Genomic DNA, 16524 nt, shown 5'->3' on the forward strand with positions numbered 1-16524 from the left:
TTTATTTTGCGGTAGTAGTTTTAAGTTTTGTTGAATAGCAATTTTTTGGTTTTGAAAAATTAAACATTTAATAATTCAATAAAAATACTAAAACGTTTTAGTATTTGAAAATATTTTTTATACATTTGATAAAAAATTATGTGATTTTTTTTAGTTACTATAGTTTTTTGTGAGTTTTTATATGGATGATACTAACAAATACTTATTATGAATAAAATACTATTATGGTCTGTTACCGCCGCATTGGCCGGTTTTTTATTTGGTTTTGATACCGTTGTGATTTCTGGAGCAGATACTAAACTGCAGGAATTATGGCATACATCTGATGTTTTTCATGGTTCTGTTGTCATGGCAATGGCACTTTGGGGAACGGTTGTGGGTGCTGTTTTTGGCGGAATTCCCACGAACAAATTAGGACGTAAAAAAACGCTGATCTGGATTGGTATTTTATTCCTCGTTTCGGCGATAGGTTCTTTATTGGCAAATGATCCGTGGACTTTTGCTTTCTTTAGATTTTTAGGTGGATTGGGAATTGGTGCATCAACTATTGCGGCTCCGGCTTATGTTTCTAAAATTGCTCCGGCAAAAGACAGAGGACGTTTGGTTTCGCTGTATCAGTTTAATATTGTTTTTGGGATTTTAATGGCGTTTTTATCTAATTATTTATTGCGTGATGCAGGCGAAAATGCCTGGAGATGGATGATTGGAATAATGGCTTTTCCGGCATTTTTTTATACGATTGTGGTATTTACAATTCCTGAAAGTCCAAGATGGCTGTTATCAAAATCAAAAATTACTGAAGCAAAAGCAGTTTTAGAAAAAATAGATCCTACAGCCAAAATTGAAGATTTACTGCACGAAATGCATTTGGGAAACGACAGTGACGATAAAAAAGGCGAAACCATATTTCTAAAGAAATACCGATTTCCGCTGCTATTAGCATTTTTGATCGCTTTATTCAATCAATTTTCGGGTATAAATGCTTTTTTATATTACGCTCCAAGAATTTTTGCAGAAGCAGGTTTGGGCGAAAGTGCCGCTTTAATGAGCAGCGTAGGCATCGGAATAACCAATTTAATATTTACACTTTTCGGTGTTTTTTTAATTGATGTTTTAGGAAGAAAAATTTTGATGTACATAGGATCAATAGGCTATATAATTTCCTTAGGATTGGTTGCAGCGGCATTTTTCTTTAAGTGGGAAGGTCTGCAGGTTCCAATTTTTCTGTTTTTATTTATAGCTTCACACGCAATAGGACAGGGCGCGGTGATTTGGGTTTTTATTTCAGAAATATTTCCAAACCATTTAAGAGCCAGCGGTCAGGCATTTGGTTCCTCCACGCATTGGGTTTTGGCTGCTATTATTCCATCGATGATTCCGTTTTTATTCTCAACGATTGGAGCAGCCGCCGTGTTTTTGATTTTCGCCATTATGATGGTTTTCCAGTTGTTTTTTGTCATTTTCATGATGCCGGAAACCAAAGGAAAAACGCTGGAAGAACTTCAGGAAACAATTTTGAAGTAATTATTAATTGTTAATGGTTAATTGTTAATTGTTAATTATGAAAAAACAACTAACCATTAATAATTAACCATTAACAATTAATTTTCGTTTGCATTAATAAACTCCGATGGCGACATCGAGAAGCTTTTTTGGAAATTTCTGCTGAAGCTTGACTGCGAATTATAGCCCACTATTTCGGCGATTTCATAGACTTTGTATTTGCCGGAAAGCAATAATTCTGCGGCTTTTTTCAAGCGGGCGTTATTAATCAGTTCGTTCGGACTTAGGTTGGAAATATCTTTAATTTTTCGGTATAAAGTCGAACGGCTCATGTGCAGAATATCGGCAAGAGATTCAACACTTAAGTTCGTGTCGGCCATATTTTGATCGATAATATCATCCAGTTTTTTAATAAATTCTTCGTCGATGGTATTATGGGCAATAGATTTTAAATGTGATAACGGAGAACTCGCATAATACTCCATAACGTGACGTCTGTTTGACAATAAATTATCGATTTGCGCCAATATAAAATCCATTGAAAATGGTTTCGGAATATAAGCATCAGCTCCAGATTCGAGGCCTTTAATACGAGTTTGGATAGCACTTAAAGCAGTCAGTAAAATCACCGGAATATGACTGGTTTCAATATTAGATTTAATACGGCTGCACAATTCAATTCCGTCCATTATTGGCATTGTAATATCACTGATCACAATATGAATCGATTGATTGTGAATAATCTTTAAGGCTTCTTCACCGTTTGCAGCTTTATAGATTTTATATTCTTTGCCCAATTCTTTACTCATAAAATTGAGCAGTTCCAGATTATCTTCCACAATCAGGATTTGGGTTTTTACATTTTTAGCCGTGATCTCATTTTCAAATTCTTCATCATTATCTTTTACCGTATCAGCTGAATCTTTATACAAATGAAATTCGCTTTGCTGACGCAGCGGCAGTCGCAAAACAAACGTATTCATCGAATCGTCTACAAACTGCAGTTTTAAAGTTCCGTTATGCAGTTCTGTCAAAGAGTGGGCGAGAGATAATCCAATTCCGGTTCCGGTTTGTGTTTCAGAACCTAAAATTCTAAAGAAAGGTTCGAAAATTTTACTTTTAAGACTTTTCGGAATTAAATTACCATCATTTTTAACGATAAATTCCAGTGAATCTTCATCTCTGAACAAAGTAATAATCACTTCTTTTTTAGCATATTTAATGGCATTGCTGATTAAATTGGTCAGGATTTTTCGAATCGCTTCTTCATCAACAAAAGCGTAGATGTTTTTTTCTCCCAGTTCTAATTCCAGATGAATATTTCTTTCTTCAATTAGAGGCGAAAACTGCGAATGTAATTGTTTGACTAATAATGAAATATTTGTTTCCACAAAAGTCAATCCCAAACCTTCCATTTCGGTCTTTCTAAAGTCCAGAAGTTCATTCACCAAATTCAATAAACGAGAAGTATTTTTCTCCATTATGGATAAATTCGGGATAATTTCCGGAGATTCGTATGTTCTTTTTAGTAAGCTTTCTAACGGACTTTTAATCAGTGTTAAAGGCGTTCGTATTTCATGTGCGACATTAGTAAAAAATTCAATCTTTGCATGATAAATTTCTTTCTCTTTCTCGTTATTGAGGTTTGCAATTTTCTGGTTATTTTCCTTGATATTCATGTGATGATAACGACGCAAAAGCCAGTAAAGACATCCCGCAATAATTAAAAAATAAAAGAAAAAAGCATAACCGCTTGCCCAAAATGGCGGTAAAATAGTAATTTCTACCACAGCTTCTTTACTCCAGATTCCGCCAGCGCTTAACGATTTTACCCTGAATTTATAACTGCCAGACGGAAGTTCAGTAAAAAACACTTTATTGTTTTTATTCAGATAAACCCAGTCATCGCTGATTCCGTCCAGTTTATACCAGTATTGCGTAAGTTCAGGCGCGGTATAACTCAGCGAGGCAAAATCGATATTAAAATTGGACTGGTCACTTTTTAAAGTAATTTTCTTGATATACGAAACAGATTCGTCAAGCGGAGAATCTTTATCATTTACAATTACATCCTGATTATTAATTTGAAGTCCCGTGATGAAAATAGGAGGATTGTATTTGTAAGTGCTGAAATTTTTAGGATTAAAACTAATCATCCCGTTCAGGTTCCCAAAATACATATCGCCATTAGAATCCCTAAAAGCAGAGCTGTAATTAAACTGATCGCTCAATAAACCGTTTGCCGTCGTAAAGATTTTAACCGCTTTTGTTTTATAATTAAATTTGACTAATCCTTTTGATGTAGTTATGCATAAATTCTGGTTTTCATCTTGTAAAATAGAATAGATTACGTTGCTCGAAAAACCATCTTTAGTCGTGAATTTTTTGAATGCTTTCGTTTTAAAATCAAATAAATTCAAACCATTTTCGGTTGCAATCCAAAGGTTGTTTTGCTTGTCCTGAAAAATCGAAGTAATAAAGTCATTGCTGATACTTTTATCCTCTTTAAAATCGTGTCTGTAAACTGCTTTTTCTTTCGTTTTTGGATTGTAATAAAACAATCCGTCGCGATAAGATCCCGCCCATAAATTCCCGTCTTTGTCGTTAAACATACAGGTAAAATGTGTGCTTTCTGAAAAATAATCACAGATTTTAAAACTGTCATTTTTCTCATCATACAAATAAATTCCAACAGACGTTACTACGTATAATTTCTTATCGGGAGTTTCATAAAACGTAACAATAAAATCACTTTTAAAACTGCTTGTTGTATGGTCATAATGTTTGATAACCCTTCCGGTTGCAGCGTCCATAACGTCCAGTCCGTGCTCAAAAGTTCCAATCCAGATTTTATTTCCTCGGGTTAAAACGCCGTGTATATTATAAAATGAAAGTCCCGATTTTGTTCCGTCGGGTTTAAAATTTACAAATTTCTTAGTCTGCAAATTAAACTTGTTGATTCCGGCATCTTCCGTACCAATCCAGACATTCCCCTGATCGTCTTTGTGAATTTCCCGAACGGCACTTCCAACAATGGCATTTTCACTTTTTCGAGGGAAATATTTTTTAAACTGATCGTATTGTTTTTGATGATAATTGACACCGCCAAAATAAGTTCCGATCCAGACACCGTTTTCTTTATCAATCGTAATACAATACGCTGCATTGTCTGAAATGGCGTAAGGATCGCTCGGACTTTTGCGTAGATTTCGGGTTGTTTTATCTTTTAAATTATAAATATAAACACCAGATTCGCTGGCAATCCACAATTCATTTTTATTTCTTTTAAACTGACGCACAAAAACCGGTTTTTCGACATCGTTAATAAAAGGCGCTGTTTTTCCGGTTGCGACATCATATTTGTAAATTCCGTGATCGCGGGTTCCTATTAAAATAGAATTGGCATCTAAAGCATAAATAACAGAGATTGAAAAAGTACTGTTGGGCATTTGCACCTTAATCTTATCAAAACTCTGCGTCGCTTCAGAATATCGGTATAAATCATCGTAAGATGAAACCCAGATCACACCATTTTTATCGCAGGTTATAGAAGTGGCATAAAAGGAATTTCTGCCGTCAAACATTCTGGTTTCTTTGGTGTCAACATTATATTTGATTAATGTTCCAATAGAAATAAACCACAAATTATTTTTTAAATCATTATCAATATCATTAATACGATTGTTGATCGCTTCGTTTATAAAGGTAAATTTTTCCAGTTTTTTATCATAGGAATACAAACCTTTATCAGTTCCTACCCAAATATAATTTTTGAATTCATGCAGTGACTGAATGTAGTTTATGCCTAAGGAAGTTTTAGGATCTGCGCCGCTTCGGAAGGTTTTAAAATGATAACCATCAAAACGGTTCAAACCATCTTTGGTACCAAACCACAAAAATCCGTCTTTGTCCTGAATAGAAGCCAAAACGGTATTGTTAGACATTCCGTTTTCGACCTTATAGTGTTTAAAATAATATTCCTGACTAAAAATGGTAGTAGACAAAAAGAAAAAGTAAGTTAATGTCCCAAGTTTTAAAAAACGCTGCATGTATATGTCTTTATTAATTTTTTATAAAAATAGTTTCCCCTTTTGTGTCACAAGCATTCATTTTGATTTTTATCTCGCTTTTGCCTTGTTTTTAAAGGGTATTTGAACCATTTGAACACAATTGTGAAACAAAATGAGATAAAAATAAAGTGAGCTGTGTGCTACTTTGGTCAAAAATTAAATTGATATTTTTTTAATATATAAATTATGGAATTGTTGAAAAATAAGCAAAATATTTTGAAAGGACTCAAAATAAACAGCAATAGAGCGATTGCAATATTACTTATATTTTTAATAATACAAATGAAATTCTTAAAAGTTATTTTTTAAAATCATATCGAATAAACTAACTTAAAAACCAAAACCAAAAACGACCAGCAATGGATCAAAAAAACACCAAAAGTTATTTATGAAAAGAAAAAAATCCATACTAAAACAAACACTGTTGTTAATGCTGTTTGGTATCGCAGGCAATATTGCATCGGCGCAGCAAACCTTTTCGAATCCTATTCTGGATTATGGACCAGATCCGTACAGCACTTATCATGATGGCTATTATTACTACACGCACACCATGCAGGATCGTTTGGTGCTTTTAAAATCTAAAAATCTGGCGGATTTAAAAAATGCCGAAAAGAAAACCATTTGGATTGCGCCTAAAAACACCGATTATTCTGCTGAAATCTGGGCGCCGGAATTTCATTTCATCAACAACAAATGGTACGTGTATTTTGCTGCGGACAATGGTTCTAATAATACACACCGAATGTATGTTTTAGAAAATGATTCGAAAAATCCGATCGAAGGAGAATGGGTTTTTAAAGGAAAAATTGCAGCCGAAACTGATAAATGGGCAATTGACGGAAATGTGTTCACCTACAAAAAACAATTGTACATGATTTGGTCAGGATGGGAAGGAGACACCAACGGACAGCAGAATATTTACATCGCTAAAATGAAATCTCCAACGCAAATTGATGGAGACAGAGTGCGAATTTCAAGTCCGTCAAATCCTTGGGAATTATTTGGTGCATTGCATGACGATGTAAATCCGCCGCAGGTCAATGTAAATGAAGGCCCTCAATTTTTATCTCATAAAAATAAAGTTTTTATAGTTTTTTCTGCAAGCGGATGCTGGACAGACAATTATAGTTTAGGACTTTTAACCTTTACAGGAAAAGATAATTTACTGGATGCTTCGGCTTGGGTAAAATCAGATCAGCCTATTTTGGTACAATCCAATAAAAATAAAGTTTATGCGCCGGGACATAATTCGTTTTTTAAATCGCCAAACGGTAAAGAAGACTGGATTTTGTACCATGCTAATTCTAATCCGGGAGAAGGCTGCGGCGAAAAAAGATCGCCAAGAATGCAGCAGATCAAATGGGATAAAAGCGGAAATCCGGTAATTGGAGATCCAATGTCGGAAGAAGCCGTATTGGCTATTCCGGCTATGTAAGAGTATTATTTTTTAAACAAAATAAAACTGTCTTTTGGCTTGTCATTTTATTGACGGGACAAAAGACAGTTCATAGCTTATAATTGAAAAACACAAAATTTGTCAATATTTTTATAAATATACTAAAACGTTTTAGTATATTCGCATATGTTGATTCATAGCCGTTTATAACATTTAACTTTCTAACATGAATTTAAAACCTATCTTTTTTTCCTTTTTAATTGCAGCAGGAATAACCACAACAACTGCTCAGGAAATTTCAGTATTAAAATCTTCATTAGTCGGGAACAGAATTGCAGAATTTATTCCTAAAGGATTTGATAAAAACAAAACGCCATCGTTAATTCTTGCTTCTGAACCAAAAGCAAAAGGAAAACTGCCATCAGACTGGTCGCTGATTCCTGAATTTACTTTCAAAAATGAAAAAGCAAGTGCCGTTCTTAATCTTAAAGGCGATGTAAGTCTTTATGGCGGAGGAGAAGTTACAGGCCCGTTGTTGCGCAACGGACAATCGATAAAATTATGGAATACAGATACCGGAGCTTACAGCGTTGAAGGCGGAAAAAGATTGTATCAAACGCATCCGTGGGTTATGGGTGTACGTGCAGACGGTTCTGCTTTCGGAATTATCTTTGACAGTACCTGGAAAGCGGAATTAATTACAAACTCAAATCAGATTATTTATAATTCTGAAGGTGCTTTATTCAGAGTTTATATTATTGATAGAAAATCCCCTCAGGAAGTTATTAAAGGACTTTCAGAATTAACGGGAACAATCAAATTACCTCCTCGCTGGGCATTAGGATATCACCAATGCAGATTTTCATATGACAGCGAAAAACGTGTTATGGAAATTGCCGATACTTTTAGGGAAAAGAAGATTCCGTGTGACGTAATCTGGATGGATATTGATTATATGCAGGGTTACAGGGTTTTTACTTTTGACAGTATTCGATTCAAAAATCCTAAAGTTTTAAATGATAATTTGCATAAAAAAGGCTTCCGTGCTGTTTATATGATCGATCCTGGGGTAAAAGTAGATAAAGATTATGCTGTTTATAATTCGGGAACACAAAGTGATGTTTGGGTGAAGCAAAACAACGGAGAAGAATATCACGGTAAAGTATGGCCGGGAGATTGTGCTTTTCCTGATTTTACAAGTCCGAAAACAAGAAATTGGTGGGGCGGACTTTACAAAGATTTCTTAGCGACAGGAATTGACGGCGTTTGGAATGATATGAACGAACCCGCCGTAAATGATAATGATTTTCCCGAAGACAAACGTTTGGGAACAATGCCTTATGATACACCGCATAAAGGAGGCGGAAATTTACCGCAGGGTTCTCACTTGTTGTATCACAACGCTTACGGACGTTTAATGGTAGAAGCATCTTATAACGGAATTTTAAAAACAAATCCATCAAAACGTCCTTTCTTGCTTACACGTTCTAATTTATTGGGAGGACAGCGTTATGCTGCAACCTGGACTGGAGATAACTATGCGGGCTGGGATCATTTAAAATTATCGGTTCCAATGTCCCTTACTTTGGGATTATCAGGACAGCCGTTTAACGGACCGGATATTGGAGGTTTCCTTGGAAATACAGATGGAGATTTATGGGCGAACTGGCTTGGTTTTGGAGCTTTTATGCCTTTTGCACGCGGGCATGCCTGTGCAGGAACAAACGATAAAGAACCTTGGGCTTATGGCGCAGAAATCGAAAAAACATCACGTATCGCTTTAGAAAGACGTTACCGTTTATTGCCGTATTTGTACACACTTTTTTATGAATCTTCACAAACAGGATTACCTGTTATGGCTCCGGTATTTTTTGCAGATGCTAAAGATTCACGCCTAAGAGCCGAAGAACAGGCCTTTTTATTAGGTGAAAATCTTTTGGTTGTTCCGGCTTTCGCCAAAGATCCGATACTTCCTTCAGGAATTTGGGAAAAATTAAGTTTAGTTGAAGGAGACCAACAAGATAAATATCAGGCTAAATTGAGTATAAAAGGCGGAAGCATTATTCCGGCTGGAAAAATTATTCAAAACGCTGGAGAAAATTCATTCGATCCGTTGAGTCTTTTTGTATGCCTTGATAAAGATGGAAAAGCAAATGGAGATTTGTATCTGGATGAAGGAGACGGTTTTGGGTTTGAAAAACAAGATTACGCTTTGTTAACTTTTAGTGCTCAAAGAAAGGACAATTCTGTTGTGGTTAAGGTTTCTGATCAAATTGGGAAAAGAAATAGCAGCAAGGATGTAAAAGATATCATTGTAAATGTACTACTTGACGGTAAAACGTATACAGGAAAAGGAACTCTTAAAGATGGAATTACGATTACTTTAAAGTAGATTTCATTAAAATAAAAAAGCAAAATTGAATAATAAGATTTTAGATTATGAAAAACATTCTGGTAAAGCTCTGCATTATAACTGTACTTTCTTTCGTCAGTAATACAACTTTTGGGCAGTCGGCAAAAAAGTGGTCAGATTATGTAAATCCGAATATAGGAACTGCACACAGCCGTTGTTTTTTTTATACGCCGGGCGCAATGCCGTTTGGACTTGCAAAACTGGGACCTTCTACAAATGGGCATCTTGGAAATGTACAAGGTTGGGAAGCTACAGGTTATGATGACAGAGATACTTCTATCGAAGGTTTTGCTTGTCTGCACGAATTTCAGGTTGGCGGTATTGTGCTCGCACCGTCTGTTGGTAAACTTCAGACAATACCGGGAAGCCTTGAAAACCCTGATGAAGGTTACAGATCGAGATTTGACCGAAAAGATGAATATGCAACATCAGGATATTATTCAGTTTTGTTGAAAGATTATAAAATTAAAGCCGAATTGACAGCAACAAAACGTGTAGGTTTTCAGCGATATACCTTTCCAAAATCTTCACAATCGAATATAATTTTTGATATTGGAAACAGACAAGGCGAAAGCGGTGCTGTTAAAGAATCAAAAGTTACGATTACTGAAAACGGAAGAATTGAAGGGTATGTAATTACCATACCAGAATATGTGAAAAAATATCAGGCTGGAGCCGAGGTATCAATGTATTTCTCGGCAGTTTTAGATAAAAAACCAACTGCTTTTGGCACATTCAATAAACAGGGAATTCAGTCCAATATAAAAGAAATTGCCGGAGAAGGTGCAGGAGTTTACCTCACTTTTGATACCAAAGAAAATGAAATGATTACCGTAAAAATAGGTTTGTCGTATACATCTGTAGCTAATGCCAGACTTAATCTTGAAACGGAAGCCAAGAGTTTAAATTTCGCAGCAGCGAAAAAACAAAGTCTTGCAACTTGGAATGATTATTTAGGAAGGATAGCCGTAGAAGGTAAAAATGAAAATGATAAAATTAAATTCTACACAGGATTATACCACGCTTTATTAGGACGCGGACTGGGCAGCGATGTCAACGGCGCGTATCCAATGAACAATGGCAAAATAGGTCAGATTCCTTTGGATGCAAAAGGAAAACCGCAGCACAATTATTATAATACCGATGCTATTTGGGGAGGATTCTGGAATTTAACGCAATTATGGGCACTTGCATATCCTGAATATTATGCAGACTGGGTTCAGGGGCAAATTCTGGTATACAAAGATGCGGGCTGGCTTGGTGACGGAATCGCGAATAGTAAATATGTATCTGGAGTAGGCACAAACTTTACAGGACTTGCAATAGCCTCGGCTTATAATTCAGGCATTCGAAATTTTGATGTTGAAAAAGGTTATGAAGCCGCTCTAAAAAATGAATTAGAATGGAAAGGCAGAATTGAAGGCGCAGGAAAAATGGATGTGAAACAGTTTGTAGAACTTGGTTATTCGCCGTATTTGGATAATATGGATTATTAAACGAATACGCAAGGTTCAGGATTTTCGGCTTCGCATACTTTAGAATATTCTTATAGTGCTTATGCCGTGGCGCAATTTGCTAAAGCTTTGGGCAAAACGCAGGACTATGAAAAACTTATAAAATTAGCTGACGGCTGGAAACTAATTTACGATAAGGAAACAACATTTATCAGGCCTAAATATGCAAACGGAGAATTTATAAAAGATTTTGATCCGTCGCAGCCGTGGAGAGGTTTTCAGGAAGGAAATGCGTGGCAGTATACTTTTTATGTTCCGCATAATGTTCCGGAATTGGTTTCTGTTTTAGGAAAAGATACTTTCAACGAACGTTTGAATACTATTTTTACAAAATCTCAAAAAAATGTTTTTGGCGGCGGAACGACTATCGATGCATTTGCTGGATTATCTGGTTTTTACAACCATGGAAATCAGCCTAATCTGCATATCTCGTGGCTTTTTAATTTCTCCGGAAAACCTTATCTCACACAAAAATGGGTTCACGCCATCTGCGATGAATTTTACGGAACCGAAGGAATTCATGGTTACGGTTACGGTCAGGATGAAGATCAGGGACAATTGGGAGCGTGGTACGTTATGTCATCGATTGGATTATTTGATGTGAAAGGATTAACTGATATTAACCCGTCATTTCAAATTGGAAGTCCTTTGTTTGATAAAATCACCATTAAGAAATTAGGAAAAACGCGCAATACTAATTTTGTTATTGAGGTAAAAAATAATTCTAAAACGAATATTTATTTACAAGAAGTAAAACTAAATAATATTGACTTAAAGCAGCTTTCAATTGACTTAGAATCCATTAAAAAAGGAGGAACTTTAAATATGAAAGTAGATGCAAATCCGGCAGATACGTGGTCTAATTAATTGTTAAACTTCGTAAATTGCTGTAACTAACCTTAAACCAAACCAAATGTTATGAAACAAGTATTATATTTTCTGCTGCTTATTTCGTGCACAAAAACAATCGCACAAGAAACAGTTTCAAATCAGAAAAAAAACAATAATCCTATATTTAAAGGCTGGTATGCAGATCCGGAGGGAATTATTTTTGATAAAACCTATTGGGTTTATCCCACATTTTCTGCCCGTTATGAAGATCAGGTTTTTATGGATGCTTTTTCATCAAAAGATTTAACCAATTGGAAAAAACATCCCAGAATTATAGATACTTCGGCAGTAAAATGGGTAAAAAAAGCAATGTGGGCGCCATCCATCATAAAAAATAAAAATAAATATTTTTTGTTTTTTGGAGCAAATGATATTCAGAGCGACAAAGAAATTGGCGGAATTGGTGTTGCCGTTGCCTCAAAACCAGAAGGTCCTTTTAAAGATTATTTAGGAAAACCGCTCGTAGATAAATTTTATAATGGTGCGCAACCAATTGATCAGTTTGTATTTAGGGATAAAGACGGACAGCATTATTTAATTTATGGCGGATGGAGACATTGTAATATTGCCAAACTAAAACCTGATTTTACCGGTTTTATTCCTTTTGAAGATAAAACGGTTTTTAAAGAAATTACGCCAGAGAATTATGTTGAAGGGCCGTTTATGTTTATCAGAAATAACAAATATTACTTTATGTGGTCAGAAGGTGGCTGGACAGGACCTGATTACTGCGTAGCCTACGCCATCGCCGATTCGCCAATGGGACCGTTTAAAAGAATTGGAAAAATTTTGGAACAAGATTTTAAAATTGCCAATGGTGCCGGTCATAATTCCATTATTAAAAAACCAGATTCTGACCAGTATTTTATAGTTTACCACCGAAGACCACTCACAGAAACCGATGGAAACTCCAGAGAAACCTGCATTGAAGAAATGCATTTTGATGAAAATGGTTTTATTAAACCCGTTGTTATCACCAACGAAGGCGTAAAAGCTAATGTGATTAAATAATTTTTAGTGATAGCTGTAGAACGTAAAAATAACGCAGTGATGCGTTATTTTTTTGCTTTGAAAGTTTTGAGTTATGATTTGTGTTAGTCTTTATTCCTTAATAATACTTATTCTGAAATCATTCTGCGTCTCAAATATCACATTCACAAATTATAGTTTTTAGCTGTAATTACCTACTTATAATTTATAACTCACAAACCCAAAATTACCAATTCACAATTTACATTTTATAATTAACAATCCATTTCGTCTCACATTTCTAAATTTCACTGTTTTCAAGGCCTCGTGAATCATTTGAACACAATTATGACACGAAATGGGATTAAAATAATGTTACCAATGCGCTAATTTGGTCAAAAATTAAAATGAAATTTTTAAGAGATAAATTGAAGTATCAATAAAAAAGTATGTGATATTTTATCATCTATTAAAAAATAAGAGGGTATAATCTATTATTTGTATTTACAAGATTAATCTTATTTTTTTAAAGGGTACTTCAAAAAAATCTTTGGAATGAATTTTTAATTCGATAAAACTAACTTTTAACCAACCAAAAAAATTAACCAAATGGAAATTAAAACGACTTGGAAAATGTCATCCAATCTTTTAAGCTTATTTACCCCGGGTAAAATAAAGTTTAGGAGTGCCGGATTGATTTTTTTATTGTTCCTGGCGCTCTTTGCAGAGACCAGTTATGCACAAAATGGTAATTCTCAAAACCCCGTAAAAATTACCGGAAAAGTAATTGATTCAAAAGGATTAGCATTACCCAGTGCTACCGTGATTGAAAAAGGTACTAAGAATGCAGTCACGGCAGATTTTGACGGAACTTTTACCATTACAGTATCATCTCCGCAAGCGATACTTGTATTTAGATTTATTGGAATGAAAGAGGTTGAAAGACCTTTAAATAATGCCAAAACAATAACCGTAACCATGGTAGACGAAACCAGCGACCTTCAGGCCGTGGTAGTTGTAGGTTACGGTACACAGAAAAAAGCCTCGGTTGTAGGAGCGATTGGAACTATAAAGCCTTCGTTATTACAAGTCGGAACAGCACGTACATTAGGAAACAACCTTGCAGGTCAGATTACGGGAATTATGGCCGTACAGCGTTCTGGTGAACCGGGCTATGATCAATCCGATATTAAGATTCGTGGAATTTCTACATTTAAAGGAGGAACTAATCCGCTTGTATTGGTAGATGGAATCGAACGAAACCTTAACGATCTTGATCCTTCAGAAATAGAATCTTTGTCTGTTTTAAAAGATGCGGCCGCAAGTGCTGTATACGGAGTGAGAGGAGCAAACGGAGTTATTTTGATTAATACTAAAAGAGGTTTTGTCGGTGCGCCAAGAATTCAGGTAAGAACAGAATATTCGATTCAGGAACCTACAAAATTACCGGAGTTCATTAAAGCAGGTCCTTATATGAGACTTTTAAATGAACTGGCAGTAGAGCAGGGTAAACCGGTTTTGTTTTCTGAAGACCGTATTTCAAAAACAGAAAGTAAATACGATCCGGATTTATATCCAGATGTAAATTGGGTTGATGCCATAACTAAAGATTATGCTTTTACATCAAGATCCAATTTAAACGTTGCCGGAGGATCAGAAATTTTAAGATATGCCTTAACTGCCTCTTATTACAGCGAAAAGGGAATCCTTGCCGCAGATCCAAAACAAACCTACGATTCTGAAACAAATTTAAACAGAGCAAACGTACGTACCAATGTCGACGTTAACGTATCTAAAACAACTTTATTAAGAGTAAATATTGGAGGATTTCTGCAAAACCTTCAAAAAGGAAACAGCAGTACAGATGCTTTATTTAACACTGCTTTTGAAACAACTCCGTTTGTTCATCCTGCTATTTACTCAGACGGAACTATTCCGAGAGTTTTTGCCCGTGAAAATCCGTGGGCGATGAGCACGCAGCAAGGATATTACAGACAAGGCGGAAGTAAGATCGAAAGTTTAGTATCGTTAGAGCAGGATTTCAAAGATATTATTACACCGGGATTAAAAGCAAAATTTACTTATTCGTTTGACTCTTATTCAGAAAACAGAATTACACGCGGTAAATCACCGGATTATTATAATGTAGCAACTCAAAGAGATCTTGACGGAAGTTTAATTCACGGAACAGTTCAAGCCTATGGACAGGAATATCTTGGATATGAAAGATCGGCTGAGTTTGGTAACAGACGTGTTTACCTGGAAGCGAATACAACATACAACCGCACTTTTGGAAAACATGATTTAAGCGGACTTTTATTATACAATCAGGATAGTTATAATGATGGAACAGCGCCACAAGCTTTTAAACATCAGGGATTAGCAGGAAGAACTTCGTATACTTTTGATAGAAAATATATTGGGGAATTTAACTTTGGATACAATGGATCTGAAAATTTTGCAAAAGGAAACCGATACGGATTTTTCCCTTCTGTAGCTTTGGGATGGATTGCATCTGAAGAAAAATTTATGGAACCTGTGAAAGATATTTTTAATAAAATCAAACTTCGTGGTTCTTACGGATTAGTTGGTAATGATAATATTGGAGCCAACAGAAGGTTCGCTTACTTAACCACAATCAGCGATAATAACAATTCTGATTATTGGTTTGGTACAGGACAAGGAGTAAAATTTGAAGGAATTGAAGAAGGTCAGATTGGAGTAAACGATTTGACTTGGGAAAAAGTAGCTAAAGCTGATATCGGTATCGAGTTAGGAATACTGAATATGATGGACTTAACCGTAGATATATTTCAGGAAAAAAGGAAAGACATTTTTGTAGAAAGAAATACAGTTCCCACTCAGGCAGGATTTATCAATGCGCCTTGGGCCAATTTCGGAAAAATGGAAAATAAAGGAATTGAGGTTGGACTTAATATCAATAAACAGGTAACTCCGGATTTCTTTATGAGCTGGCGCGCGAACTTCACTTTTGTTGAAAACAAAGTAACAGAAAGAGATGAAGCCGAAGCCGTAAAAGGAACTTACCGTTCTGGAACAGGCATTCAAAACAATACTTTATACGGTTATACTGCAACCGGATTATATACCAATGAAGATTTTACATCACCGGGAGTTTTAGCGCCGGGACTGCCAATACCAACATTTGGTACAGCATTGCGTCCGGGAGATATTAAATATGAAGACAGAAACGGCGACGGAATCATCAGCGGTTTAGACGAAGGTTTTATTGGCGGAACAACAGATCCTCAAATTGTGTATGGTTTTGGAAACAATTTAAAATACAAACAATTCGATTTTAGCTTTTTCTTTCAGGGTGTAGCCAAATCGGAGCGCATCATTGGCGGAGCAAATTTTATTCCGGGAAGCGGAACAGGGACTTTAGGAAATATTTATTCTAATTACAACGATCGCTGGACAGAAGAAAATCCAAGTCAGGATGTGTTTTGGCCAAGATTAAGTTATGGCCCTAACGTAAACAATTCAGTTGCCTCAACATGGTGGAAAAAAGACATGAGTTTTGGCCGTCTAAAAACGATGGAAGTTGGATATACATTAGATAAAAAACTAATTGAAAGATTCTATCTGCAAGGATTAAGAATTTACATCAGCGGAAATAATTTATGGTACGCTTCTAATTTTAAACTATGGGATCCGGAATTGGATACAGGAAATGGTTTAAAATATCCATCAACAAAATCAGTCCTTTTTGGATTATCAATCGGACTATAATTTAAAAAGAAA

The 16524-nt window shown here is 35.5% G+C and carries 6 protein-coding genes and 1 pseudogene; 6 read left to right on the top strand and 1 reads right to left on the bottom strand.

What is annotated here, in order from left to right; all coding sequences use genetic code 11:
* Positions 1-207: 207 nt before the first annotated feature.
* Positions 208-1524 (top strand): sugar porter family MFS transporter, encoded by a 1317-nt coding sequence (locus tag ACODSB_RS07735; RefSeq protein ID WP_488936610.1) that lies wholly within the window; start codon positions 208-210, stop codon positions 1522-1524.
* Between the two features lie 77 nt (positions 1525-1601).
* Here the strand turns inward: ACODSB_RS07735 and ACODSB_RS07740 are convergent, their stop codons facing one another.
* The gene (locus tag ACODSB_RS07740) at positions 1602-5552 is read right to left on the bottom strand and encodes a hybrid sensor histidine kinase/response regulator transcription factor (RefSeq protein ID WP_488936611.1); all 3951 of its coding nucleotides are present in this window, start codon (positions 5550-5552) and stop codon (positions 1602-1604) included.
* 409 nt (positions 5553-5961) lie between these two features.
* Here ACODSB_RS07740 and ACODSB_RS07745 point away from each other — a divergent pair, with 409 nt between their 5' ends.
* The 5 genes and pseudogenes from ACODSB_RS07745 (at position 5962) to ACODSB_RS07765 (ending at position 16512) form a co-directional block, all read left to right on the top strand.
* Positions 5962-7011 carry a glycoside hydrolase family 43 protein gene (locus ACODSB_RS07745; RefSeq protein ID WP_488936612.1) on the top strand — a complete coding sequence of 350 codons (1050 nt, stop codon included), beginning with the start codon at positions 5962-5964 and terminating at the stop codon, positions 7009-7011.
* A gap of 187 nt (positions 7012-7198) precedes the next feature.
* On the top strand, positions 7199-9364 hold the full coding sequence (locus ACODSB_RS07750; protein ID WP_488936613.1) for a TIM-barrel domain-containing protein: 2166 nt from the start codon (positions 7199-7201) through the stop codon (positions 9362-9364).
* 47 nt (positions 9365-9411) lie between these two features.
* Positions 9412-11766 (top strand): annotated as a pseudogene (locus ACODSB_RS07755) (GH92 family glycosyl hydrolase).
* A gap of 51 nt (positions 11767-11817) precedes the next feature.
* Positions 11818-12801: a glycoside hydrolase family 43 protein gene (locus ACODSB_RS07760; RefSeq protein WP_488936614.1), complete on the top strand. Its 984-nt coding sequence runs from the start codon at positions 11818-11820 to the stop codon at positions 12799-12801.
* Between the two features lie 567 nt (positions 12802-13368).
* Positions 13369-16512 carry a SusC/RagA family TonB-linked outer membrane protein gene (locus tag ACODSB_RS07765; protein WP_488936615.1) on the top strand — a complete coding sequence of 1048 codons (3144 nt, stop codon included), beginning with the start codon at positions 13369-13371 and terminating at the stop codon, positions 16510-16512.
* The last annotated feature ends 12 nt before the right edge of the window (positions 16513-16524 follow it).

It is taken from the genome of Flavobacterium sp. FG68 (assembly GCF_057808895.1).